The following is a 25,589-nucleotide window of genomic DNA, read 5'->3' as shown; positions in this document are numbered from 1 at the left end:
ACTTGGCCAAAAAAAGGGTTTTTGCCGAAGGGGTAAACCCCTTGCGGATTTACCCTTGCCGGTTCCGGGTAATCCCACCCCGAAAATCGCACCATTCCAGTGCATGGCGCACCACCATGCGGCCAAAATGGTGCATCGCAATATTTCCTGAACCCCGCCCGGCGCCCGGCTTCAAATCCAGTAAGCAGTGGTGGTCATCACCTTGGACATTGCCCGCATGGCCGTCTTTACAGGGCCCGGCAGCGGTACGCCCCCTGCCCGTTCGGCGCTGGCTCGATGCTCGGCTTCGTCGTCCTTCATCTTTCGGACCACTTCGCGCGACCGCTCATCTTGCACCGGCAAGGTGCGTAGATGTTCTTCGAGATGAGCCTCGACCTGCTTTTCGGTTTCAGCCATGAAGCCCAGATTGCGGGGCACCCCGGCATAGCTGGCCAGCACGCCCAGCGCGAACGAGCCGGCGTACCAGACCGGGTTCAACAGGCTGGGCCGGCTGTTCAATTCGGTCAGCCGTTCGTTGCACCAGACCAGGTGGTCGACTTCTTCAGCGGCGGCATTCAACAGCAGCGCGCGCGGGGCGGGCTCACGGCAGACCGACGCCTGCCCCCGGTACAGCGCCTGCGCGCAGATCTCGCCCACATGGTTCACGCGCATCAATCCAGCGGCGTGGCGCTTGTCCTGTTCCGATAGCGCACCGGGCGCATCAGGCGTCTTGGCCGGATAAGGCCGCCCGGCCGTGGCGCTATTGGACAGCACGCGCAGCGCGCGGTCGGCCTCGGCCAGCAAGGCATCCAGCGGGCCGATGCGGCGGCGCAAGGAAACGGGTCCGGATTGGGACAAAGCGATCGACATAGGCGGCTCCTGTGCAAACTGGCGCCACACACCCCTGATGCGGGGCGGGGCTCTCATGCCTGGAATTGTACGCAACAGGTATCATCGACCATTGACTGCGCTCAATGCGGAAGGACACTCAAAATGGAATGCACGATTGACTGGGGCGGCCCCAACGGCATGCTCTTTACGGCCAGCACCGGCAGTGGCCACGTGGCCGTGATGGATGGCGCCGTGGACGGCGGCGGACACAACCTGGCGCCGCGCCCGATGGAAATGCTGCTGGCAGGCACCGGCGGCTGCACGGCCTACGACGTCGTGCTCATCCTCAAGCGCGGCCGCCACGCCGTCACGGGATGCAGCGTCAAGCTGCAAGCCGATCGCGCCGAAGCCGATCCCAAAGTGTTCACCCGCATCCATTTCGCCTTCACCGTGACCGGCCGCAACCTGCCGCAAGCGGCGGTCGAACGCGCCGTGCAGCTGTCGCACGAAAAATACTGCTCGGCCTCGGCCATGCTCGAAAAGACCGCGGCGCTGACCTTCTCGGTCCAGATCGTCGACACCCAGGACGCGCCGGCCGCCGCCTGAGAACCGCCATGAAACAATATCTAGACCTCGTTCAATCCATCCTGGACACCGGCTCGTGGCAGGAGAACCGAACGGGTATCCGCACGATCAGCATGCCGGGCGCCTCGCTGCGCTTCGACCTGCAAAAGGGTTTCCCCGCCGTCACCACCAAGAAGCTGGCGTTCAAGTCCGCCATCGGCGAAATGGTCGGCTTTCTGCGCGCCTCGCGCAGCGCCGCCGAATTCCGCGAGCTGGGCTGCAAGGTCTGGGACCAGAACGCCAACGAAAACAGCCAATGGCTGGCCAACCCGTACCGCGAAGGCCCTGACGACCTGGGCCCGGTGTACGGCGTGCAATGGCGCCAGTGGCCCGCCTACAAGCTGCTGGACGCCAGCCGCCCCGGCCAGCTCGAAGACGCGTTGTCGCGCGGTTACGCCAAGGTTGCCGACCTTGAGGAAGGCGGCGTGCCCAAGGTGCTGCTATATAAAGCGGTCGACCAACTGCGCCAGTGCCTGGACACGATCCATGAACGCCCGGGCGATCGCCGCATCCTGTTCCACGGCTGGAATTGGGCGCAGATCGAAGAAATGGCGCTGCCGCCCTGCCATCTGCTCTATCAGTTCCTGCCCAACGCCACCACGCGCGAGATCTCGCTGTGCCTGTACATCCGCTCCAATGACGTGGGCCTGGGCACGCCGTTCAACCTGACGGAAGGCGCTGCGCTGCTGCATCTGGTGGGCCGCCTGACGGGCTACACGCCGCGTTGGTTCACGTACTTCATTGGCGACGCCCATATCTACGAGAACCATCTGCCAATGCTGCGCGAACAGCTCACGCGCGAACCCTACGAATCGCCCCGACTGGTGCTGTCGGACCGCATTCCCGATTTCGCCGTCACCGGCCGCTACGAACCGGAATGGCTGGAAAAAGTGGAACCGTCCGACTTTTCGCTGTCTGGCTACACGCATCACGCCCCCCTCACCGCCCCGATGGCCGTGTAAGATCGCGCCCGGCTCGCCGGCTTCGGCGGCCTGGGCGCGCCCGCGTTCGACGGCCATAAGTGAAGATTGGTGAGCTTCTGGAAGCGCGATTTCGGTATAACCCATCCCTTAGCCTAGGACGCGCGTCCAGAACTGCGCGCGCCCCGGCTTTCGACCGGCTCGTGCCGCGCGGTGCCCGCCGCTTGCCGCAACACCCTCGCGGCGCGCCTGGCAGCATCGACCGCAGGCATTGCTCGCCCCATCCCCCTTTCCGATAAGAGAGTACGTAAATCGCCAGCGTCGACAGCAGCAATCGTCTTTCGACTCGATTGCAACCGTTGACTACCAATTGATTTGATTTGAGGCCGGCGTGACGGCAGTAAGCGCTTAGGACAGGACCGCACAAATGCTCGTTGGAACTTATAACCCTTCGCTCGTCCTCGTATCTCTAGGGGTCGCCATCCTGGCGTCATACACGGCGTTGGGCATGGCCAATCGCGTGCGGGCCTCGAACGGGTTGCCGGCCGCGCGCTACTGGCTGGCGGGTGGCGCGTTCGCGATGGGGGTCGGCATCTGGTCGATGCACTTCGTGGGCATGCTGGCGTTCAACCTGCCCATCCCGATGGGCTATGACTTGTCTTTGACTGTGTTGTCGCTGGCCATCGCCATCGGCTGCTCGGCCTTCGCGTTGTGGACCGTCTGCAAAGACGAACTTCCCTGGCGACGGCTTCTGAGCGGCGCGGTTTTGATGGGCGTCGGCATCGCCGCCATGCACTATCTGGGCATGGCCGCCATGCGGATGGCGCCCGGCATCGTCTATGACCCGGCCTGGTTCGCGCTGTCCATCGGCATCGCGGTGGCCGCCTCCGGCGCCGCACTGTGGATCACCTATCACTTGCGCCACGACGGGCCTCGCGTGGCGTTCTCGCGCCCGTTGGCCTCGGGCGTCATGGGCATCGCGATTGTCGGCATGCACTACTCGGGGATGGAAGCCGCGGGCTTTCCGGCGGGCAGCATCTGCATGGCGGCAGATGGCGGCATCTCGGCGGGCTGGCTGGCGATTGCCGTCACCGCCGTCACCCTCAGCGTGCTGGCCATTGCGCTGGTTGTCGCCGTGCTGGACAACCGGCTGGAGGCGCGCACATCGGCCCTGGCCTCGTCGCTGGCCGAGGCCAACGAAGAACTCGTGCAACTGGCCCTGCACGACACGCTGACCAAGCTGCCCAACCGCATCCTGCTCGAAGACCGCATGGAGCAGGCGATTGAAAGCGCCAACCGCCACAAGGGCTATTTCGCGGTGCTGTTCTTCGACCTGGACGGCTTCAAGGCGGTCAACGACGCCTACGGCCACCACACGGGCGACGCCTTGCTGATCGACCTGGCCCAGCGCATCCGCCAGGCCTTGCGCACCCAGGACACCGTGGCGCGCCTGGGCGGCGACGAATTCATCGTGCTCAGTGAAGTCATCGAACCCACCGACGCCGCCAACGTGGCGGACCGCCTGATCGAAGCCATCGCGCGCCCGGTCATGGTCTACGGCCACGAAGTGCTGGTGACTTCCAGCGTGGGGATCGCCGTTTACCCGAACGACGGCGAGGACACCCATTCGCTGCTGACGAACGCCGACGCCGCGATGTACCACGCCAAGCGCCTGGGTGGCACCGGCTACAGCTTCTTCGAACCGTCCATGAACGCGGACGCGCACGAACAGATCGAGCTGCTGCACGACCTGCGCCTGGCGCAGGAGCGCGGCCAGTTCGTGCTGCATTACCAGCCCAAGTACGAAGCGCCGGCCGGTCCGATCATCGGCGCCGAAGCGCTGCTGCGCTGGAATCATCCCACGCGTGGGCTGGTCGGCCCCGACCAATTCATTCCTACCGCTGAAAAGACCGGGCTGATCCTGTCGATCGGCGAATGGGTCATCAACGAAGCCTGCCGCCAGATGCGCGAATGGATCAACGCCGGCCAAGGCAACTGGACCATCGCGGTCAATATTTCCGCCTTGCAGTTTGCCCACGCCAGCCTGGTGGAAACGGTGCGCTCGGCGCTGGCGCGGCACGACGTGCCGCCCGCCTGCCTGACGCTGGAAGTGACCGAATCGACCGCCATGCGCGATGCCGAAGCCAGCCTGGCCGTGCTCAAGCGGCTGTCCGGGCTTGGAGTCACCATTTCCATCGACGACTTCGGCACTGGCTATTCCAGCCTGCTGTACCTGAAGCGCCTGCCGGCCACCGAATTGAAGATCGACCGGGGCTTCGTGAACCAGCTGGAAAACGACAACGAAGACGCGGCCATCGTGTCGGCGATCGTGGCGCTTGCCCAGCAATTGAACCTGCGCATCGTGGCCGAAGGCGTGGAGACCGCCGCACAGCAAAAATTCCTGACCGGCCTCGGTTGCGATTCGCTGCAAGGCTTTTTGCTGGGCCGGCCGATGCCCGCCACCGAATTCCTGGAACACGCGGCGGGCTGACTCGCGCGACCGTGGCGCCGGCCCACAGGCCAGCGCCCGAATTTGCTACGCTTACGCCGTTGCGCGCCGACCCCCGGCCGCGCACCCACCGTAACTTTGCGCATGCCCGCCAGCCTCACCCTGATCGTCGCCTACTCCACCAATCGCGCCATCGGCCGCGACAACGCCCTGCCCTGGAAGCTGCCGGGCGACCTGGCGCATTTCAAGCGCAGCACGCTGGGCCATCCGATCATCATGGGCCGCAAGACCTGGGATTCGCTGGGCCGCCCGCTGCCCGGCCGCGCCAACATCGTCATCAGCCGCAACCCCGATTTCACCGCTGCTGGCGCCACCGTCGTGCCCACGCTGCAAGCCGCCATCGACGCCTGTGGCGATGTGGCGGAAGCGTTCGTGATCGGCGGCGCGCAGATCTATGCGCAAGCGCTGCCGCTGGCGCAACGCGTGCTGGCCACTGAAGTGCATGCCGATGTGGAAGGCGACGCGTTCTTTCCGTTGCTGCCGTCGTTTCAATGGAAGGAAATCTCGCGCGAACCGCAGCCTGCCGAAAACGGCTACGACTACGATTTCGTGACGTACCAGCGATAAGGTCCGCGCGTCTTTCCGCGCTGTCCGGCATACCGTTTCAAGCGCCTCGCGCGCAACACGCATACCGACGGGCAACGGGTAGCGCGCCTCGCGCTCAAGCTACCCGTGTCGCAATCGCGTTCGCCCCCGGTCAGGCCGCGCCCGCATTCCTCATGAAGCGCCACAACGCCGGCGCCTCGGAATACGCCACGTTGAAGCGCACCCAGGGCGTGTCGGCTTCGTCCGCTTCGAAATAGGATCCCGGCGCCAGCCAGATGCCATCCTTGAGCGCCAGCTCCGCCAGGCCGTTGGCGCCGCGTTCGCGCCATGCCCCCGACACCTTTGCCCACAGGAACAGGCCACCTTGGGGCCGCCCATGAATCTCGAATCCGTGTTGCCGCATCTGCTCGGCCACCACCCCGTGCGCCTGGGCCAGCCGTTCGCGGGTGCGGGCAATGTGCGCGCGGTAGCGGCCTTCGCGGATCACCTGGTGCACGATGCGCTCCATGATCTCGGGCGACGTCAGCCCCACCGCCATCTTGGTGCGCGCGATGTCGCGGACCAGGTCACGGTGCGCCACCACGTAGCCCACCCGCACCGACGGGCTGATGACCTTGGAATAGCCGCCCAGGTAGACCACCCGGTGGCCGCCATCCAGCGCGGCCAGCATGGGCGTCACGCCCGGCGCCAGTTCGCGCGAGATATCGTCTTCGATCACCCATAGCCCGTGGCGCTCGGCGGCCTGCAGAATGCGAAACGCGTTGGCCATACCGATGCTGGCGCCGGACGGGTTCTGCAATACCGTGTTGATGAATAGCGCGCGCGGCCGATGCTGGGCCGCCACGCGCTCCAGCGCCTCGCAATCCAGCCCGTCCACCGTGCGCGGCACGGCCACCACGCGCAGGCCCGCCAGCCGCAGCATCTGCAACAGGTTGGCATAGGCCGGCTGCTCGACCACGACGGTATCGCCCGGCCGCAGCAAGGTGCGGATCACCATGTCCAGGCCATGCGTCACGCCTTGCGTCAGCAGCACCTGCGAGACGTCCACTTCCATGCCTTGCGCGCTGAGGCTGGCCGCGATGGTCTCGCGCAGCGGCGCATACCCATAGGGATGCCCGTAGTTGGCGATGCGCATCGCCGGCACGCGCCCCATGTGGCGCAGCGCCACGTGCAGGCCTTCTTCGTTGAGCCATTCGCCGGGCAGCCAGCCGCAGCCGGATTTGATGGGGATGGAGTGATCGGCAAAGATGTCCGACAGCAGCCAGCCCGCGTTCAGGCGCGGCGGCTCCCAGGACAGCGCCTCGCCCCGGCGGGCCGGCGCATCCGGAGACGCCACCCGATACCCCGCCCCCGGCCGCGCCGCCAGCCAACCCAGCGACACCAGCCGGCTGTAGGCGCTTGCCACCGTGAAGGTGCTGACACCGTATTGGCGCGCGAACTCGCGCACCGAGGGTAGGGACATACCCGGACGCAGAACCTGTTCCTCGATGGCGCGCAAGATGGCCGCGACCAGTTGCTCGACCAGGGTGGGCCCCGCGCCACGCGCGCGGTTGGGCTGGAAATCGATCACGTAGATAACTGTACAGTTGTGCCACTCGTGACTATACAGTTAGCGGCCTTTGCGCAGATCGTATATTTTCATTCCCGAAAGGACGGACCAGAATCATCGAATCCCGGCGGCCGCGCTTCCCTCTTGCGGCGCAGCCGTTTCGTTCTCCCTGGAGCCGCCATGAACGCCCCCGCCAATTTGCCCGACTTGTCCCATCTCTGGATGCCCTTCACTGCCAACAAGCAGTTCAAGGCGCACCCGCGCATGCTGGCAACGGCCAAAGGCATGTATTACACGTCGGCCGATGGCCGCCAGATCCTGGACGGCACCGCCGGCCTGTGGTGCGTCAACGCCGGCCACGGCCGCCAGGAAATCGTCGAGGCGATTTCCCGCCAGGCCGGCATCATGGATTACGCCCCGGGATTCCAACTGGGCCATCCGCTGGCTTTCCAAGCCGCCACCGCCGTGGCCAGCCTGATGCCGCAAGGCCTGGACCGCGTGTTCTTCACCAACTCCGGTTCCGAATCCGTCGACACTTCCCTGAAAATCGCACTGGCCTACCACCGCGCGCGCGGCGAAGGGCAGCGCACCCGCCTGATCGGCCGTGAACGTGGCTACCACGGCGTGGGCTTTGGCGGCATTTCGGTGGGCGGCATCTCGACCAACCGCAAGACGTTCTCGGGCGCGTTGCTGCCCGCCGTCGATCACCTGCCGCACACGCACAACCTGGAACACAACGCCTATTCCAAGGGCCAACCCGCCTGGGGTGCGAATCTGGCCGAAGAACTGGAACGCATCGTCGCGCTGCACGACGCGTCCACCATCGCCGCCGTGATCGTCGAACCCATGGCCGGCTCGACCGGCGTGCTGATCCCGCCCAAGGGCTATCTGGAAAAGCTGCGCGAAATTACGTCCAAGCACGGCATCCTGCTGATTTTTGACGAAGTCATCACCGCCTACGGCCGCCTGGGCGCAGCCACCGCGTCTGAATTCTTCGGCGTCACGCCGGACATCATCGCCATGGCCAAGGGCGTCAGCAACGCCGCCGTGCCGGCCGGCGCGGTCGCGGTCAAGCGCGAAGTGCACGACGCCATCGTCAACGGCCCGGCGGGCGGCATCGAATTCTTCCACGGCTACACCTATTCAGCCCACCCGCTGGCCGCCGCCGCCATCCTGGCCACGCTGGACATCTATCGCCGCGAAGACCTGTTCGGCCGCGCGCGCAAGCTGTCGGGCGCCTTCCAGGAAGCCGCGCACAGCCTGAAGGGCGCGCCCCACGTCATCGACGTGCGCAACCTGGGCCTGGTGGCCGGCATCGAACTGTCGCCGCGTGCCGGCGCGCCGGGCGCACGCGCTGGCGAAGTCTTCCAGAAGTGCTTCGACAGCGGCCTGATGGTGCGCTATACCGGCGATATCATCGCCGTGTCGCCCCCGCTCATCATCGAAGAAGACCAGATCGGCCAGATCTTCGACCAGATCGGAAAGATCCTGAAAGAGGTAGCCTGAGTCCGATGACGACGCAGCCCTCGCGGCCCCGCCGCAACCAATGACACCTCTTGCGGGCGGCCATGTGCCGCCCGCAAGAGGTTTTTGAAGATTCCCGCCCAGAGCTCCGCACCATGAAGAAGATCCCCCATTTCATCAACGGCCAGCATTTCGATGGCCGCAGCAGCCGCTACGCAGACGGTTTCAACCCGGCCACCGGCGAAATCACCTCGTCCATTCCGCTGGCGTCCAACGAAGACGTGGCGCTGGCCGTGGCCGCCGCCAAGGCCGCATTCCCGGCCTGGTCCGAAACCCCCGCGCTCAAGCGCGCGCGCATCCTGTTCAACTTCAAGGCGCTGCTGGATCAGCACCAGGACGAACTGGCCGAGCTCATCACGCGCGAACACGGCAAGGTGTTCTCTGACGCCAAGGGCGAAGTCATGCGCGGCATCGAGATCGTCGAATTCGCCTGCGGCATTCCGCAACTGCTCAAGGGCCAGTATTCCGACCAGATCGGCGGCGGCATCGACAACTGGAGCATGCGCCAGGCCCTGGGCGTGGTGGCCGGCATCACGCCGTTCAACTTCCCGATGATGGTGCCGTGCTGGATGTTCCCGGTGGCCATCGCCTGCGGCAACACCTTCGTGCTCAAGCCTTCCGAACGCGATCCGTCGGCGTCCCTGCGCCTGGCCGAACTGCTGACCGAAGCCGGCCTGCCCCCTGGCGTCTTCAACGTCGTGCATGGCGACAAGCTGGCCGTTGACGCCCTGATCTCGCACCCGGATGTGGAAGCGCTGTCGTTCGTGGGCTCCACGCCCATCGCCGAATACATCTACGCCGAAGGCACCAAGCGCGGCAAGCGCGTGCAGGCGCTGGGCGGCGCCAAGAACCATCTGGTCGTCATGCCCGACGCCGACCTGGACCAGGTCACCGACGCGCTGATGGGCGCGGCCTACGGCTCGGCCGGCGAGCGCTGCATGGCGATCTCGGTTGCCGTAGCGGTTGGCGACGTGGCCGACAAGGTCGTCGAACGCCTGACCCCGCGCGTGAAGGCGCTGATCGTCAAGGACGGCATGAACGCCGACGCCGAAATGGGTCCGCTGGTCACGGCGCAGCACCGCAACAAGGTGATGGGCTACATCGAAGACGGCATCGCGGCAGGCGCGGACCTGGTCGTCGACGGTCGCGGCCTGAAAGTGGCTGGCAACGAAAAGGGCTATTTCCTGGGCGGCACGCTGTTTGACAACGTCAAGCCCGCAATGAACATCTATCGCGAAGAAATCTTCGGCCCGGTGCTGTGCATCGTGCGCGTGCCCGACTTCGCCAGCGCGGTTGAACTCATCAACGCGCACGAGTTCGGCAACGGCGTGGCCTGCTTCACGTCGGACGGCGGCGTCGCCCGCGCCTTCGCCCGCCAGATCAAGGTCGGCATGGTCGGCATCAACGTGCCGATCCCCGTGCCCATGGCATGGCATTCGTTCGGCGGCTGGAAGCGTTCGCTGTTCGGCGACCACCACGCCTACGGCGAAGAAGGCATCCGCTTCTACTCGCGCTACAAGAGCGTGATGCAGCGCTGGCCAGACAGCATCGCCAAGGGCGCGGAATTCACCATGCCCGTGGCCAAGTAAGCCTTCGCGCTTCAAGGCTTACCATCAACCGCATTCAAGCAAGGACGCATTACCCGGCTTTCGCAGTGGGCGCGGCTTCGGCCGCGCCCGGATAGCACCACGACACAGCAACATCACACAACACAAGGGGATGCCTGATGCGCATCGGTATAGGCGGCTTTCAGCACGAAACCAATACGTTCGCGCCCTCGCGCGCAACGTGGGAAGATTTTGCCGAGAAAGGCGGCGGCTGGCCCAAGCTGGTCAGTGGCCCCGCGATGTTCCCTGCCGTAGCAGGCGCTAACATTCCCGTGGCGGGCTTCATCGAAGCCATGAGCCAGCACACGCTCGTGCCCACCACCTGGGCGGCGGCCAGCCCGTCCGGCCTGGTCACCAAAGACGCTTTTGAACGCATCAGCGCGCTGATCCTGCAAGGCTTGTCCGACGCCCTGCCGCTGGACGGGGTCTACTTGGACCTGCATGGTGCGATGGTCACCGAACACCTGGACGACGGCGAGGGCGAATTGCTCAAGCGCGTACGCGAGCTGGTCGGTCCCGACGTGCCTGTGGTCGCCAGCCTGGACCTGCACGCCAACGTCACGCGCGCCATGGTGCGCCATGCCGACGCGCTGGTCTGCTATCGCACGTATCCCCACATCGACATGGCCGAAACCGGCCAGCGCGCCGCCGCGCTGCTGGCCTTGCGGCTGGCCGGCATGCCGCGCCCCTATGCCTCGCTGCGCGCCCTGCCCTACCTGATTTCGCTGTGCTGGCAATCGACCGACATCGAACCCTCGCGCAGCCTGTATGCGCTGGTGGGCGAAATCGAATCGCGCGGCGCCACCAGCCTGTCTTTCGCTACCGGCTTTCCCGCCGCCGATTTTCCCGAATGCGCGCCGACCGTGTGGGCGTATGGCACGACGCAAGCCGAAGCGGACGCCGCCGCAGCCGAGATGGCGCGCGCCGTGCTGAACGCCGAACGCGACTTCGGCGGCAAGCTCTACACGCCCGATGAAGCCGTGCAGGAAGCGATGCGAATCGCGCACAGCTCAGACAAGCCGGTCGTTATCGCGGATGCACAAGACAACCCCGGCGCGGGCGGCAGCTCTGACACCACTGGCGTGCTGCGCGCGCTGATCCGCCATGACGCGCGCGACACCGCCATCGGCCTGATCGTCGATCCCGCCGCCGCGCTTGCCGCGCACCGCGCGGGCGTCGGAAACAAGGTACGGATTGCACTAGGTGGACACTCGGGTATTCCCGACGACGAACCGCTGGACAGCGAATTCATCGTAGAAAAAACGTCGGACGGACGCTTCGATACGCACGGTGCGTTCTACCGTGGATTCCACATGGACCTGGGCCCCAGCGCCTGCCTGCGCATCGGTGGCGTACGCATCATCGTCGCCTCTAACAAGGTGCAGATGGCCGACCAGGAGATGTTCCGTTTCGCGGGCGTCGAACCCACGCGCGCCGCGATTCTGGTGGTGAAGAGTTCCGCGCATTTCCGCGCGGATTTCACCGACATCGCGCAAACGATCCTGGTGTGCGCCGCGCCCGGCTCCATGCTGATGGATGCGGCAAAACAACCATGGACACGGTTGCGTCCCGGCATCAGAATGGCGCCTTGCGGACCCGTGTTTTCGGGGCGGGCCGCAACCGCCTGACCCTCCCACGCCGCCATCGAGCGGCGCGTTAACGACGTAGCGGCCAACCGCGCCGCTCACACCGCTTCAAGGGGAATCTCCATGCTCAAGTTTGTCCGAGCGGCCGCGCTGGCCGGTGCAACGTTGATGATGGCTCACGGCGCCTACGCCGAGACCGTCATCAAGTCCGTGATGCACTCGCCCTTGCGTTTGACCGACCCGCACGCCACCACCGCGTACATCACGACGTGGCACGGCTACATGATCTACGACACCTTGCTGGCCACCGACGCCGACAACAAGATCCAGCCGCAAATGCTTGAGAAGTGGGAAGTCTCGCCGGACGGCAAGACCTACACGATGACCTTGCGCGACGGCCAGAAATGGCATGACGGCAAGCCCGTCACGTCCGAAGACTGCGTCGCATCGATCAAGCGCTGGGCCGCCGGCGACGGCATGGGCCGCACGCTGCTCAAGTTCACCGACAAAATCGAAGTCATCGACGACAAGAACTTCCGCATCGTCATGAAAGAGCCCACGGACCTCGCGCTGCGCGCGCTGTCCAAGCCCACCGGCACCGCACCCTTCATGATGCCCAAGCGCATCGCCGAACAAGCCATCGGCCAGCCCATCACCGACATGACCGGTTCGGGCCCGTTCAAGGTCATCGAATTCAAGCCCGGCGTGAAAACGGTGTATGCCAAGAACGCCGACTACGTGCCGCGCAAAGAGCCGGCAAGCGGCCTGGCCGGCGGCAAGGTCGTGAACGTGGACAAGGTCGAATGGGACGTCATGCCCGACGCGCTGACCACCGCCAACGCGCTGCTGGGCGGCGAAATCGATTTCGTCGAACAGTTCCCGTATGACCTGCTGCCGATGATCGAAGGCAACACGGACCTGAAAGAAGAGTCGCTCAGTCCGGTCGGCTACTTCACGATGTACCGCTTCAACTTCAAGTACCCGCCCTTCAACAACAAGAAGATCCGCCAGGCCGCGATGTACGCCATCGGCCAGGAAGACGTGATGAAGGCGCTGGTGGGCAATCCCAAGTACTGGAAGACCTGCGCATCGCTGTGGGGCTGCGGCACGCCGTTCGAAAGCGACATCGGCAAGGACGTCGTCGTGCCGTCGAACATCGAGAAGGCCAAGGCCCTGCTCAAGGAAGCCGGCTACGACAACACGCCCGTGCTGCTCATGCACGCGACCGACGTGGGCACGCTGTCCGCCCAGCCGGTGGTGATGGCGCAGGCGCTGCGCAAGGCAGGCTTCAACGTCAACCTGGCCGCGATGGACTGGCAAAGCGTGGCCACGCGCCGCGCCTCGAAGGCGGCGCCGGCTGAAGGCGGCTGGAACATCCACAACACCAACTGGTATGCCACCGACGTGATGGACCCGGTCCGTTCCGCGCCTGCCGCCGCCAACGGCGACAACGCCTGGTTCGGCTGGCCCGACATGCCGCAGGTCGAAGAATTGCGCACCAAGTTCGCGCTGACCTCCGACCCCGCCGAGCAAAAGAAGATCGCCGACGAGCTCCAGCGCATCGGCATCGACGAAGGCCTGTACGTGCCGCTGGGCCAGATGTCCGTGCCCACCGTCTACTCGACCAAGCTCTCCGGCCTGGTGCACGCACCGGTCTTTGCGTTCTGGAACGTCAAAAAAGCTCCTTAAAGGGGCAAGCAGTTCAGGGGGAAATACATGCTGGCATTTGTCTCACGCCGGCTCCTCGCGACCATCCCCGTTCTGGTGATGGTCGCGGTGGTGGTCTTCGCGATATTGCGTTTCAGCCCGGGCGATCCGGCCATCATCATGGCGGGCGACGGCGCCACGCCTGAACGTATCGTCCAGATACGCCAGACGATGGGCCTGGACCAACCGGTCATCAAGCAGTTCTTCATCTGGGGCGGCAAGCTCCTGCAAGGCGATCTGGGCACCTCGCTCATGTCCGGCGTGCCGGTCACCAAGCTGATCGCGCAACGCCTTGAACCGTCGTTGAGCCTGGCGGTGCTGACCCTGGTCTTCACGCTGCTGGTCGCCATTCCGCTGGGCATCCTGGCGGCGTGGCGGCAGGGCAAGCTGCTGGACCGCGCGGTGATGGGCTTTTCGGTGCTGGGCTTCTCCGTCCCGGTCTTCGTCACGGGCTACCTGTTGATCTGGCTGTTCTCCATCAAGCTGGGCTGGTTCAACGTGCAGGGCTATGCGCCGCTGGCCAAGGGCTTCTGGCCGTATCTGCACCGGCTCATCCTGCCGTCGCTGGCCCTGTCCACGGTCTACGTGGCGTTGATCGCGCGCATCACGCGCACCAGCGTCATCGAAGTCATGGGCGAGGACTTCATCCGCACGGCGCGCTCCAAGGGGCTGGGCGAAACCGGCGTGCTGCTGGGCCATGCGCTGCGCAACGCGGCGGTGCCCATCGCCACGGTGGTGGGCCTGGGCATCGCGCTGCTGATCAGCGGCGTGGTCGTGACCGAATCGGTGTTCAACATCCCCGGCCTGGGCCGGTTGGTGGTCGAAGCCGTGCTGGCGCGCGACTACCCCGTCATCCAGGGACTGACGCTGTTCTTCGCGTTCGTCTACGTGTTCATCAATCTGGTTGTCGATTGCGCCTACACGGTGTTCGACCCGCGCATCCGCTACTAGGGAAGAGCCATGCACACGCCAACCGATGCCGCCGCGCAGGCGGCCGCCGACCTCCCCGGAGGCGGCAATCCTCAAGTCACCGCCTGGCGGCAAGTGCGCCAGGGCCTGAAAAGCTGGCCGGTCATGCTGGCGCTGGTGGTGCTGGTCACCATCGTCGCCATCGCCGTGTTCGCGCCGCTGCTGGGCACGGTCGATCCCACGCTCATCAACCCCGGTTCACGGCTGAAACAACCGTTCACCGACTATCTGTTCGGCACCGACGCCTTCGGTCGTGACGTCTGGTCGCGTGTGGCCTACGGCGCGCGCATCTCGCTGATCGCGGGCCTGGGCGCGGCGGTCGTCAGCGTCGTCATCGGGCTGGTCATCGGCGTCATCGCCGGCTGGTTCCGTTCGCTGGACGGGCTGATCATGCGCACGATGGACGCCATCATGGCGATACCCGGCATCCTGCTGGCGATTGCCCTGGTTTCCGTCACCGGCGCCAGCATCACGACCGTGCTCGTCGCCATCACCATCCCGGAGATTCCCCGGGTGGTGCGGCTGGTGCGCGGGCAGATCCTGACGGTGCGCGGCGAGCCCTATGTGGAAGCCGCGCTGGCGCTGGGTACGCCGCTGCCGCTGCTGCTCTGGCGCCACATGGTGCCCAGCACCATCGCGCCGCTGACGGTGCAGGGCACCTACGTGTTCGCCTCGGCGATGCTGACCGAGGCCATCCTCAGCTTCCTGGGTGCGGGCATCCCGCCCGAGATCGCGTCGTGGAGCAACATCATGTCCGAAGGCCGCATGTACTTCCGCATGCTGCCCGGCCTGATTCTCTTTCCCGGCCTGTTCCTGTCGCTGACTGTGCTCAGTGTGAACATCCTGGGTGACGCCCTGCGCGATGCGCTGGACCCGAAAATGGTGCGCAGGATCTGATGCCGATGACCTACTCCCCTACTCCCCCCGCGGGCGATACCTCGTCCGCCATCCTGGCCATTCGCAACCTGTCCGTGGAAGTGGCCGGCGCGGGCAACCGCGTCGTGCGCAACCTGAGCCTGGACGTGCACGCCGGCGAAACGGTGTGCGTGGTTGGCGAATCCGGTTCTGGCAAATCAGTGACGTCGCTGGCTGTGATGGGCCTGCTGCCCCAGGGCATCCTGTCCATCAGCGCGGGCTCGATCCGCGTCGAAGGCGAAGACGTCGCCACCGCATCGCAGCGGCGGCTGCGCGAGATGCGCGCGACCCGCATGGCCATGGTGTTCCAGGAACCGATGACCGCGCTGAACCCGGTGCATACCGTGGGCAAGCAGGTTGACGAGGTGCTGCGCCTGCACCGCAAGGGCATGAGCGCCGCCGAGCGCCGCGCCAAGGTGCTGGACATGTTCCAGTCGGTGCATCTGCCCGACGTCGAACGTATCTTCGAAGCCTACCCGCATCAACTGTCAGGCGGCCAGCGCCAGCGCATCGTGATTGCGATGGCGCTGATTCTCGAACCCAAGCTGCTGATCGCCGACGAGCCCACCACCGCGCTGGACGTGACGACGCAAAAGCAGATCCTGGCGCTCATCAAGGAACTTCAGGTCAAGCACAAGACCGCCGTGCTGTTCATCACGCACGACTTCGGCGTGGTGGCCGAAATCTCGGATCGCATCGTGGTGATGAACCGGGGCGACCTTATCGAAAGCGGCACGCGCAACGAGATCCTGGCCGAACCCAAGCAGTCCTATACGCGCCGGTTGGTGTCTTCCGTGCCCAGCCTGGTGCCCACGCGCCGCGACGCGCCGGACGGCCAGCCGGTGCTGCACGTCAAGGGCCTGGGCCGCACCTACGCGGGCAAGAGCTCGATGTTTTCGCGGCGCGCGGCGCAACACGTCGTGGCCGCTACCGACGTCAACCTGACGCTGCGCAAGGGCGAGATCCTGGGCATCGTCGGCGAGTCCGGTTCGGGCAAGTCGACGGTGGCGCGTTGCATCGTGCGCCTGATCGAACCCACGGCCGGCCACATGATGATGGGCGGCGAAGACCTCAGCACCTTGTCCGGCTCGGCGCTGCGCCCCGTGCGCCGCCGCATCCAGATCGTGTTCCAGGACCCCTACCGCTCGTTGAACCCGCGCCGCACCGTGGGCGAATCCATCATCGAAGGGCTGCTCAACTTCGGCATGCCGCGCGACCAGGCGCTGAAGCGCGCGGGCGAAACGCTGACCGTCGTGGGCCTGAGCCCCGACGCCATGCGGCGCTACCCGCATCAGTTTTCGGGCGGACAGCGCCAGCGCATCTGCATCGCGCGCGCGCTCGTCATGGACCCGGAAATTCTGGTGGCCGATGAAGCCGTGTCGGCGCTGGACGTATCCGTGCAGGCGCAAGTGCTGGAACTGCTGGAACAAGTGCGCCAACGCACCGGCGTGGGCGTGCTGTTCATCACGCACGACTTGCGCGTGGCCGCGCAGATCTGCGACACCATCATGGTCATGCAACGCGGCAAGGTGGTGGAAACCGGTTCGGCCGAAACCGTGTTGACCGAGCCGCGCCACGAGTACACGCGCGCGCTGATCGACGCGGCGCCCGGGCGCGACTGGGACTTCCGCAACTTCCGTCCCGTCGCGGCCACGCTGGCGCAAGCCACCGCGCCCTGACCGTCTGATTGCCGCCTTCGCAACACTGGAACCGAGATGTCACAACCGTACGAACTGTCCGCCCAGGAACTGCTGCAAGCCTATCGCGACAAGACTTTGTCGCCCGTGGAAGCCACGCGCTCGGTGCTCGAACACATCGAGCGCTGGGAACCGCACCTGAAGGCCACCTATGCGCTGGACCCCGAGGGTGCGCTGGCGCAGGCGCGGCAATCCGAAGCCCGCTGGATGAAAGGCGAGCCGCAAGCGGCGGGCGGCTATAGCCTGGATGGCGTGCCCGCCACCATCAAGGAAAACATCGCCACGCGCGGCACGCCCGTGCCGCTGGGCACCGCCGCCACCGAACTGACGCCCGCCGCCGCCGACGCCCCGCCTGCCGCCCGCATGCGCGAAGCCGGCGCGGTGCTGTTGGGCAAAACCACCATGCCGGACTTCGGCATGCTGTCCTCGGGCCTGTCCAGCTTTCACGAATTGACGCGCAACCCCTGGGACCTGAGCAAGAACCCGGGCGGCTCCAGCGCGGGCGCGGGCGCGGCGGCGGCAGCAGGTTATGGCCCGCTGCATATCGGCACCGACATCGGCGGTTCGGTCCGACTGCCGGCTGCATGGTGCGGCATCGCCACGCTCAAGCCCAGCCTGGGCCGCATTCCCATCGACCCGCCGTTCATGGGCCGCTGCGCCGGTCCCATGACGCGCACGATCACCGACACCGCGCTGATGATGGGCGTGCTGTCGCAGCCCGATGCGCGCGACCACATGAGCTTGCCCTTCCAGGACTTCGACTGGCTGAACCTGACGCAAGACCTCAAAGGCTTGCGCATCGGCCTGCTGATGGATGCGGGCTGCGGCCTGCCGCTGGACCCCGAAGTGCGCGAAGCCGTGCAAGACGCCGCGCAAGCCTTCGAAGCCGCCGGCGCCATCGTCACGCCGATGCTGCCCTGGATGACGCCCGACATGCTGGAGGGCGTGGACCGCTTCTGGCGCACGCGCTCGGCCATCGACCTGGCCGCGCTGCCCGAAGCACGCCGCGCAAAGATCCTGCCCTTCATCCGCACCTGGGCGGAAAGCGGCGGCGGCCAAAGCGGCGAGGCCGTCTTCAAGAGCTACTACGAAACCTTGAACGTGCGCGCCAAGACCGTGGCCGCCTGCGCTCCCTTCGACTACGTGCTGTCGCCGGTCGCGCCCGTGGTGGCGTACAACGCCGAATGGCCTTCGCCCACCAACGAAGTGGCCACGACCATGCACCACATCGGCTACACGCTGCCTTTCAACATGAGCGAGCAGCCCGCCGCCTCCGTCAATTGCGGCTACACGCGAGCCGGGCTGCCCATCGGCCTGCAAATCGCCGGCGCGCGCTTTGACGACCTGGGCGTACTGCGCGTGGCGCGCGCCTGGGAACAGATGCGCCCCGCCCAGCTCCCGTGGCCGCAGCCTCCCAAACCGATCTGACTTTCCACAGCAACCACAGGAATTCCCATGCGTTGGCTATTGGCAATGATCAAGCACGAGACGAATACCTATTCGCCCGTGCCGACCCCGCTTGAACGTTTTTTCCGAGGCAGTCCCGAGATCCTGGCTGGCGACCGCGCCATCAAGGCCTACGAGAACACCGACAGCGGCCTGGGCGGGTACATCGAAGTGGCGCGCCGCGAGGGCGCGGAAATGGTCGTGCCTGTAGCGGCCGAGTCCTGGCCCAGCGGCCCCACCAGCGCCGACACGCATGAGCGCTTGTGCACGCTGGTGCTGGACCAGGTCAAGCTGGGCGGCTTCGACGCCATCCTGCTGGATCTGCATGGCGCGATGGTCGCCGAAGGCGTCGAGGACGCCGAGGGCGACCTGCTGCGCCGCCTGCGCGAAATCGACCCGACCACGCCCGTGGCGGTCACGCTGGACATGCACGCCAACATCTATGACGACATCGTCAAGAACGCGACCGTCATCAGCGGCTTTCACACGTATCCCCACGTGGATATCCGGGAAGCCGGCGTGCGCGCGGCCAATGTCATCGTGCGCACCCTCAAGGGCGAAATCAAACCCGTCATGAGCTGGGCCAACAAGCCCATGCTGCCGCACATCATGTGCCAGGGCACCCACGCCGCGCCCAACAAGCCCTTACAAGAACGCTGCAAGGAACTGGAAGCGGGCGGCGTGCTGGCCGCCTCGGTCTTCGTGGGCTTTCCGCATGCGGACATCCGCGAAGCGGGCCTGAGCGCCGTGGTCTGTACCGACGGCAACCTGCAAGAGGCCGAACGCCACCGCGACGAACTGCTGGAGCGCGCCTGGACGGGCCGCGCCGACTGGGTGTTCCACCCCGAACCGCTGGCTCCGACCATCGCCCGGGCCAAGCAGATCGAGCAAGGCCCGGTGGTGCTGCTGGACCACTTCGACAACACCGGCTCGGGCGGCACCATGGACACCACGGCCGTGCTGGCCGAAGTGCTGCGCCAGGAATTGGACAACGTGGTGTTCTACGCCATCTGCGACCCCCAGGCCGCCACCGAAGCCGCCGCGGCGGGCGTGGGCAAGACCATCACCTTGAAGCTGGGCGGCAAGCTGCCCATGCCTGCGATCAAGCAGCCGAGCGAACCGTTGGAAGTGACGGGCCGCGTCAAGCTGGTGTTCGATGGCGTGTACCTGAATCGGGGCCCCATGTATCGAGGCGTGCGCAACGACACGGGCCTGACCGTGGTGATCGACACCGGCCGGGTCGAGATCGTGGTGGTCTCGCGCCACCAGGAACCCTTCGACATCAACTGCCTGTTGTCCGCCGGCATCGACCCGCTGCAAAAGCGCTACGTGGTGCTGAAAAGCCGCGTGCACTGGCGCGCCGGCTTCTCGGACATGGCGACCGAGGTGATCGAATGCACCGGCGTGGGCGTGACCACGTCCGACTACGGCCAGCTTGAATTCAAGCATGTGCGCCGACCGATCTACCCGCTGGATCCGCTGTAGGCGGCGCATTCGGCAAATTGTCGACAAAAAACCGGCGCAGATCGCCGGTTTTTCATTTTGAAATCTTCAGTAACTGCGCGCACGGTCGGGTGTCGTAACCCATCGGTATACTCCGGCGCGGGCCCTTACAGGCCGATGAATGCGTGTATGCCGGCAGCCGCGCCTGGGAAACCAGCCGCGACGGTGCAATGCCCCGTCTGCCGGATATGACTCGATAATCAACGAAAAAGCAGAACGATGAAAAAGAGCGTAGCGATCACCCTCGGCGTGGTCATAGTGGGAGCGGGAAGCTGGGTAGGCGCCACGTGGTATACCGGCAAGCGCATTGAGGAAAGCTCGCAACGCCACTTGGCAGAAGCCAACGAAAAGCTGGCCAAGCTGACCCCGCTGTTCGGCCTGCGCATCGATCAGCTCAAGTACGACCGCAGCCTGTTCTCGACCCAGGCGCGCTACGGCCTGTCGCTGGTCAAGAACGACAAGAGCCCGGACGCCATGCCTGCCGGCATGATCGAATTCGATGCCGTCATCGAACACGGCCCGTTCCCCAAGACCGCGCTGTCGCGCGGCGCGCTCGCCCCCAAGCTGGCCTTCGTGCACGCCGAGGTCGCCAAGACCGACAACCTGAAGGAAGTGTTCGCGCTGACCAAGGACGTATCGCCGCTCATCAGCGACGCGATGGTCAGCTACAGCGGCACGACGACTTCCACGTCGAAGATCGCGCCGGTCTCGACCTCGCTGCAAGGCAACACGATCGACTTCAGCGGCATGCAGATCACCGGCTCGTTCGACCGCGAGCTGCAAGGCGTCACCGCACAGGGCGTGATGGACAAGCTGGCCATCGACGGCACGAAAAGCAATGACCCGGTGGTCATGGCGATCACCGGCCTGACGATGGACGTGAACAGCCACATGGGCAAGTTCGGCGTGTCGATGGGCGATTCGGGCTTGAAGATCAAGCGCATCGACGTCACGCGCAAGCAGGATGACGTCAAGCTGTCGCTGGACAATTTCAGCTATGGCGTGAAGCTGTCCGAAGACGACAAGTCGATCAACGTGCAAGCTGCCTATCAAACGGGCGACATCACCGTCAACGACGTGGCGCTGGGCAACGGCCAGGCCGTGATCAAGCTGGCCAAGCTTGACGGCCAGGCCGTCAAGCAGTTGTCGGACACGTACAACCAGCTGATGCGCCAATACATGGCGCAGACCGAAGACGAAGGCCTGAAGGACGAACAGTTCCAGACCATGCTCGATAGCGCCGGCAAGCTGCTGGCGGGCAATCCGTCGTTCAGCATCGATCCGATCAGCTGGAAGACCGCCAAGGGCGAAAGCAAGCTGAACTTCACGCTGGATCTGGCCAACCCGCCCGACGCCAAGAACCTGACGCCGCAAGAGATCGCCGCCAAGGCCATCAAGCGCATCGACGCCACGCTCATCATTTCCAAGCCGATGGTGCAGGACCTGGTTGCGCAATACGCCGTCAAGAAGGAAGGGCTGACCCCCGAGAAGGCCGCCGAAGACGCCGACCAGACCGTGCGCCAGATGTCGGGCATGGCCGAAATGTTCAACGTGGGCAAGAACGACGGCGACAACATCGTCGGCAAGTTCACGTACGCGGACGGCATGGGCAACCTGAACGGCAAGGAAATCCCCGCCGACGAACTGTTCAGCGGCCTGCTCGGCGCTGCCGGCATGGGCTCCATGGGCGATGACGCAGACGAACCCATGCCCGGCATGGGCCAGGAAGAACCGGCCGAAGGCGCCACGCCTGCCGCCACGGGCGTGATGCAGGACTTCAGCCTGGACACCGTCAGCAGCCTGCTGGACGACATGGGCATCACCGCCAACAAGCAGGACGGCGATGAAGGCCCCGTGCTGGTGCTCGACCCGGGCACCACCGGCGCCAGCGATCTGCGCCTGGAATTCCTGTGCAACGACTTCACTGAAAAGTGCCTGGACCTGGTCATGACGGCCACGTACAAGACCAAGAAGCCGATGTCCTTGAAGGCGATCAACAGCTGGAACCAGGAATACCGCTGGACCCGCGCCTACCTGGACAACAACAACCAGGCCGTGCTGCAAATGGACATGAACGCCGAAGGCGGGATTGGCAAGGACAACCTGCAAATCCTGCTGAACACTTTCATCAGCATCGCCGAAGACTTCAACGCGGCGGCGCAGGCCGCACCGGCGAAGTAAGCGGACCCAGTACGCGGCGCACGATTCGCCGCCTGCGCCGATAAAAAAATGCCTCCATCGCAAGATGGAGGCATTTTTCATTGCCTTGCCACAAGAGCAAGAGGCGCCGGACCGAGGCCCGACGCCACGTGCCCGCGTCAGGCGTAGGCTTCGATCGGCAGGCAGGCGCAGACCAGGTTGCGGTCGCCGTAGGCGTTGTCCACACGCGCAACCGGCGGCCAGTACTTGGCTTCGCGCAGCGAGGCGACCGGGTAGGCGGCCTGCTGGCGCGGGTAGTCGTGCAGCCATTCTTCGGCCAGCAGCATCTGCGCGGTGTGCGGCGCGTTCTTCAGGACGTTGTCCTCGCGGTCGCGTTCGCCGCGTTCGACCTGGGCGATTTCTTCGCGGATGGAGATCATCGCGTCGATGAAGCGGTCAAGCTCGGCCACGCCTTCGGATTCGGTGGGCTCGACCATCAAGGTGCCAGCCACCGGGAAGCTCATGGTCGGCGCGTGGAAGCCGTAGTCCATCAGGCGCTTGGCGATGTCTTCGGCGCTGATGCCGCTGGTTTCCTTCAACGGACGCACATCCAGGATGCACTCGTGCGCCACGCGGCCATTGCGGCCCGCGTACAGCACGGGGTAGTGGTCGCGCAGGCGGGTGGCGATGTAGTTGGCGTTCAGGATGGCCACTTCGGTCGCGCGGCGCAGGCCGTCGGCGCCCATCAGCGCGATGTACACGAACGGGATCGGCAGGATGCCGGCCGAGCCGAACGGCGCGGCCGAGACCGGGCCGACCTTGGCCTCGCCAGGCAGCTTGCCTTGTTCGTTCACCACGCCCGGCAGATACGGCGCCAGATGCGCGCGCACCGCCACGGGGCCCACGCCGGGGCCGCCGCCGCCGTGCGGAATGCAGAACGTCTTGTGCAGGTTCAGGTGGGACACGTCGGAACCGAACTTGCCGGGCTGTGCCACGCCGACCATCGCGTTCATGTTGGCGCCGTCCAGGTAGACCTGGCCGCCGGCCTGATGGACCAGATCGCAGATTTCGGTGACGGCTTCCTCGAACACGCCGTGCGTGGACGGATAGGTGATCATCAGCGCGGCGAGCTTGTCGCCCACTTGCGCAATCTTGGCGCGCAGGTCGGCCAGATCGACGTTGCCGTTGCTGTCGGAGGCCACCACCACCACGTCCATGCCGGCCAACTGGGCCGACGCGGGGTTGGTGCCGTGCGCCGACGACGGGATCAGGCAGACGTTGCGCTGATGCTGGCCGTTGGCCTGGTGGTAGCCGCGAATCGCCAGCAGGCCGGCGTATTCGCCCTGCGCGCCGGAATTCGGTTGCAGGCTGATGTTGTCGTAGCCGGTGATTTCGCACAACGCGGCCGACAGGCGATCGATCAGTTCGTTGTAGCCCTGGCTTTGCGAGGCGGGCGCGAACGGGTGGATCAGCGCGAACTCGGGCCAGGTGATCGGGATCATCTCGGCGGTGGCGTTCAGCTTCATCGTGCACGAACCCAGCGGGATCATCGTGCGGTCCAGCGCCAGGTCCTTGTCGGCCAGCTTGCGCAGGTAGCGCAGCATGTCGGTTTCGGATTGCACACTGGAGAAGATGGGGTGCTTCAGGATGGCGCTTTCGCGCGCGACCGATGCGGGGATGCCGCCAGCGGCGGCGGCGTCCAGCGCGTCGATGTCCAGTTCGACGTCATCGCGTTCCAGGCCGGCGGCGAAGACGTTGACCAGCGCTTGCAGGTCGTCCACGGTGACCGTTTCGTCCAGCGACACCGCCAAGCGCGCGCCGTCGACGCGGCGCAGGTTGATGTGTTCGCACTCGGCGGCCGTCAGGATGGCCGGAGTGGCGGCGCCGGTTTCCAGCAACAGCGTGTCGAAGAACGTGTCGTTCACGACCTTCACGCCCAGCTTGATGAGTTCGCCACGCAGGATGGCGGTGCTGCGCTGCACGCGCTCGGCGATGCGGCGGATGCCTTGCGGGCCGTGCCACACGGCGTACATGCCGGCCATCACGGCCAGCAGCACCTGCGCGGTGCAGATGTTGGACGTGGCTTTCTCGCGGCGGATGTGCTGTTCGCGCGTTTGCAGCGCCAGGCGCATCGCCGGATTGCCTTGCGCGTCCTTGGACACGCCAACCAGACGGCCGGCCATGTTGCGCTTGAAGGCATCCTTGCAGGCCATGAAGCCGGCGTGCGGGCCGCCAAAGCCGAACGGCACGCCAAAGCGTTGCGCCGATCCGATGGCGATGTCCGCGCCCCACTCGCCCGGGGCGGCCAAGAGCGCCAGCGCCAGCAGGTCGGTGGCGCAAGCGACCACCGCGCCTTGCGCGTGGGCGGCTTCGGCCAGCTTGCGGTAGTCGGACACCGAGCCGGTGCTGTGCGGGTATTGCAGCAGCACGCCAAAGCACTCGGGCAGGCCCTGGGCCTCGTCACCCACCGTGATTTCCAGACCCAGGCCTTCGGCGCGCGTGCGCACGACTTCGATGGTTTGCGGGTGCACGTGGCGCGAAATGAAGAACACCGGGCTTTGCGACTTGGCGCCCCGGCGAGCCAGCGTCATGGCTTCAGCGGCGGCGGTGCTTTCGTCCAGCAGCGAGGCGTTGGAGATGTCCAGCCCGGTCAGGTCGGCAACCATGGTCTGGTAGTTCAGCAGGGCTTCAAGACGGCCCTGCGAGATCTCCGGCTGGTAAGGCGTGTAGGCCGTGTACCAGGCGGGGTTCTCAAGAATGTTGCGCAGTACGACGTTGGGCGTCTGCGTGCCGTAGTAGCCCTGGCCGATGTAGTTGCGAAAGACCTTGTTGCGGCCCGCGATCTGCTTCAGTTCGGCCAGCACGTCGGTTTCGCTGCGCGAGGGCGGCAGCGCCAGCGGGGCCTGGCTGCGGATCTTGGCGGGAACGACTTCCTCGATGAGGGCGTCCAGGCTGCTGCTGCCAATCACTTGGAGCATGGCGGCCTGATCGGCGTCGGACGGGCCGATGTGGCGGGGAATGAAGTCGGTATGGGTGTCTAGGGCGCGCGACATGGGCAATCTCGGGTGGTGGTGCATCGTGCAAGCCGGCGCGCCACGAGGTCGGCGCGCCCGGCTCGGACCGGCTTAACCGTTGGCGACGGCTTCGTAGCCGGCAGCGTCAAGCAGCTTGTCGGCATCGGCGGCGTTGACCGGCTTGATCTTGAAGATCCAGGCGGTGAAGGCCGATTCGTTGATCAGGCTGGGGTTGTTTTCCAGTTCGTCGTTGAAGGCAACGATTTCGCCGGCGACGGGTGCGTAGATGTCGGAAGCGGCCTTGACCGATTCGACCACGCCAGCGGTTTCGCCCGCGTTCAACTTGGCGCCGACCTTGACGTCGCCAACGAAAACCAGGTCGCCCAATTGGTCCTGGGCGGTGTCGGTGATGCCGACGACGAACACGTCGCCTTCGGCTTTGACCCATTCGTGGGACTGGGTGTACTTGCGATCGGTGGGCAGGCTCATGGGAAATCCTCTAGGGAATACGGGGTAGATGAATG

At 65.5% G+C, this 25,589-nt stretch carries 18 protein-coding genes; 14 read left to right on the top strand and 4 right to left on the bottom strand.

Translation table 11 applies throughout. The annotated features are described in order from the left end of the window. Positions 1–171: 171 nt before the first annotated feature. Positions 172–849, bottom strand: coding sequence for a 2-polyprenyl-3-methyl-6-methoxy-1,4-benzoquinone monooxygenase (gene coq7, locus API01S_RS14195; protein WP_039883623.1), 678 nt, complete (start codon positions 847–849; stop codon positions 172–174). A 123-nt stretch (positions 850–972) separates the two neighbouring features. Here coq7 and API01S_RS14190 point away from each other — a divergent pair, with 123 nt between their 5' ends. The 4 genes from API01S_RS14190 (at position 973) to API01S_RS14175 (ending at position 5,430) form a co-directional block, all read left to right on the top strand. Continuing rightward, complete coding sequence (locus tag API01S_RS14190; RefSeq protein WP_006221719.1) at positions 973–1,416, top strand: OsmC family protein; 444 nt, start codon at positions 973–975, stop codon at positions 1,414–1,416. An 8-nt stretch (positions 1,417–1,424) separates the two neighbouring features. Next, positions 1,425–2,396, top strand: coding sequence for a thymidylate synthase (locus API01S_RS14185; protein WP_050729551.1), 972 nt, complete (start codon positions 1,425–1,427; stop codon positions 2,394–2,396). 385 nt (positions 2,397–2,781) lie between these two features. Next, positions 2,782–4,845, top strand: a complete 2,064-nt coding sequence (locus tag API01S_RS14180) for a putative bifunctional diguanylate cyclase/phosphodiesterase (RefSeq protein ID WP_006221721.1) — start codon at positions 2,782–2,784, stop codon at positions 4,843–4,845. Between the two features lie 102 nt (positions 4,846–4,947). Beyond that, a complete protein-coding gene (locus API01S_RS14175; protein WP_061305577.1) occupies positions 4,948–5,430 on the top strand; it encodes a dihydrofolate reductase in 483 nt (160 codons plus the stop codon). Positions 5,431–5,560: 130 nt separating this feature from the next. Here API01S_RS14175 and API01S_RS14170 read toward each other — a convergent pair whose 3' ends face one another. Next, entirely contained in the window at positions 5,561–6,979 is a 1,419-nt protein-coding gene (locus API01S_RS14170; RefSeq protein WP_061304918.1) for an aminotransferase-like domain-containing protein, read from the bottom strand. Between the two features lie 159 nt (positions 6,980–7,138). Between API01S_RS14170 and API01S_RS14165 the strand changes: the two genes are divergently transcribed. From API01S_RS14165 to API01S_RS14120, 10 genes are all read left to right on the top strand, one after another. After that, on the top strand, positions 7,139–8,464 hold the full coding sequence (locus API01S_RS14165; RefSeq protein ID WP_061304916.1) for an omega-aminotransferase AptA: 1,326 nt from the start codon (positions 7,139–7,141) through the stop codon (positions 8,462–8,464). 113 nt (positions 8,465–8,577) lie between these two features. Then, on the top strand, positions 8,578–10,071 hold the full coding sequence (locus API01S_RS14160; protein WP_061304914.1) for a CoA-acylating methylmalonate-semialdehyde dehydrogenase: 1,494 nt from the start codon (positions 8,578–8,580) through the stop codon (positions 10,069–10,071). Positions 10,072–10,208: 137 nt separating this feature from the next. Then, positions 10,209–11,717: a M81 family metallopeptidase gene (locus API01S_RS14155; protein ID WP_061304912.1), complete on the top strand. Its 1,509-nt coding sequence runs from the start codon at positions 10,209–10,211 to the stop codon at positions 11,715–11,717. Positions 11,718–11,798: 81 nt separating this feature from the next. Further along, positions 11,799–13,364 carry an ABC transporter substrate-binding protein gene (locus API01S_RS14150; protein ID WP_050729557.1) on the top strand — a complete coding sequence of 522 codons (1,566 nt, stop codon included), beginning with the start codon at positions 11,799–11,801 and terminating at the stop codon, positions 13,362–13,364. 27 nt (positions 13,365–13,391) lie between these two features. Continuing rightward, positions 13,392–14,333 carry an ABC transporter permease gene (locus API01S_RS14145; RefSeq protein ID WP_006221729.1) on the top strand — a complete coding sequence of 314 codons (942 nt, stop codon included), beginning with the start codon at positions 13,392–13,394 and terminating at the stop codon, positions 14,331–14,333. A gap of 9 nt (positions 14,334–14,342) precedes the next feature. Beyond that, the gene (locus tag API01S_RS14140; RefSeq protein WP_061304909.1) at positions 14,343–15,248 is read left to right on the top strand and encodes an ABC transporter permease; all 906 of its coding nucleotides are present in this window, start codon (positions 14,343–14,345) and stop codon (positions 15,246–15,248) included. Between the two features lie 5 nt (positions 15,249–15,253). Next, positions 15,254–16,945 carry an ABC transporter ATP-binding protein gene (locus API01S_RS14135; protein ID WP_061305575.1) on the top strand — a complete coding sequence of 564 codons (1,692 nt, stop codon included), beginning with the start codon at positions 15,254–15,256 and terminating at the stop codon, positions 16,943–16,945. A gap of 36 nt (positions 16,946–16,981) precedes the next feature. After that, entirely contained in the window at positions 16,982–18,391 is a 1,410-nt protein-coding gene (locus tag API01S_RS14130) for an amidase (RefSeq protein WP_061304907.1), read from the top strand. 27 nt (positions 18,392–18,418) lie between these two features. Further along, the gene (locus API01S_RS14125; RefSeq protein WP_061304905.1) at positions 18,419–19,894 is read left to right on the top strand and encodes a M81 family metallopeptidase; all 1,476 of its coding nucleotides are present in this window, start codon (positions 18,419–18,421) and stop codon (positions 19,892–19,894) included. Between the two features lie 237 nt (positions 19,895–20,131). After that, positions 20,132–22,093, top strand: coding sequence for a DUF945 family protein (locus API01S_RS14120; RefSeq protein WP_061304904.1), 1,962 nt, complete (start codon positions 20,132–20,134; stop codon positions 22,091–22,093). Between the two features lie 137 nt (positions 22,094–22,230). Here the strand turns inward: API01S_RS14120 and gcvP are convergent, their stop codons facing one another. Both gcvP and gcvH read right to left on the bottom strand, forming a co-directional pair. Continuing rightward, positions 22,231–25,104, bottom strand: coding sequence for an aminomethyl-transferring glycine dehydrogenase (gene gcvP, locus API01S_RS14115; protein WP_061304902.1), 2,874 nt, complete (start codon positions 25,102–25,104; stop codon positions 22,231–22,233). A 72-nt stretch (positions 25,105–25,176) separates the two neighbouring features. Next, the gene (gene gcvH / locus API01S_RS14110; RefSeq protein WP_006221737.1) at positions 25,177–25,554 is read right to left on the bottom strand and encodes a glycine cleavage system protein GcvH; all 378 of its coding nucleotides are present in this window, start codon (positions 25,552–25,554) and stop codon (positions 25,177–25,179) included. Positions 25,555–25,589 lie beyond the last annotated feature (35 nt).

Source organism: Achromobacter piechaudii NBRC 102461 (assembly GCF_001571245.1).
Classification (GTDB): domain Bacteria; phylum Pseudomonadota; class Gammaproteobacteria; order Burkholderiales; family Burkholderiaceae_B; genus Achromobacter; species Achromobacter piechaudii.
The sequence above is the reverse complement of the archived record's forward strand: the minus strand, read 5'-3'. Positions and strand labels throughout refer to the sequence as shown.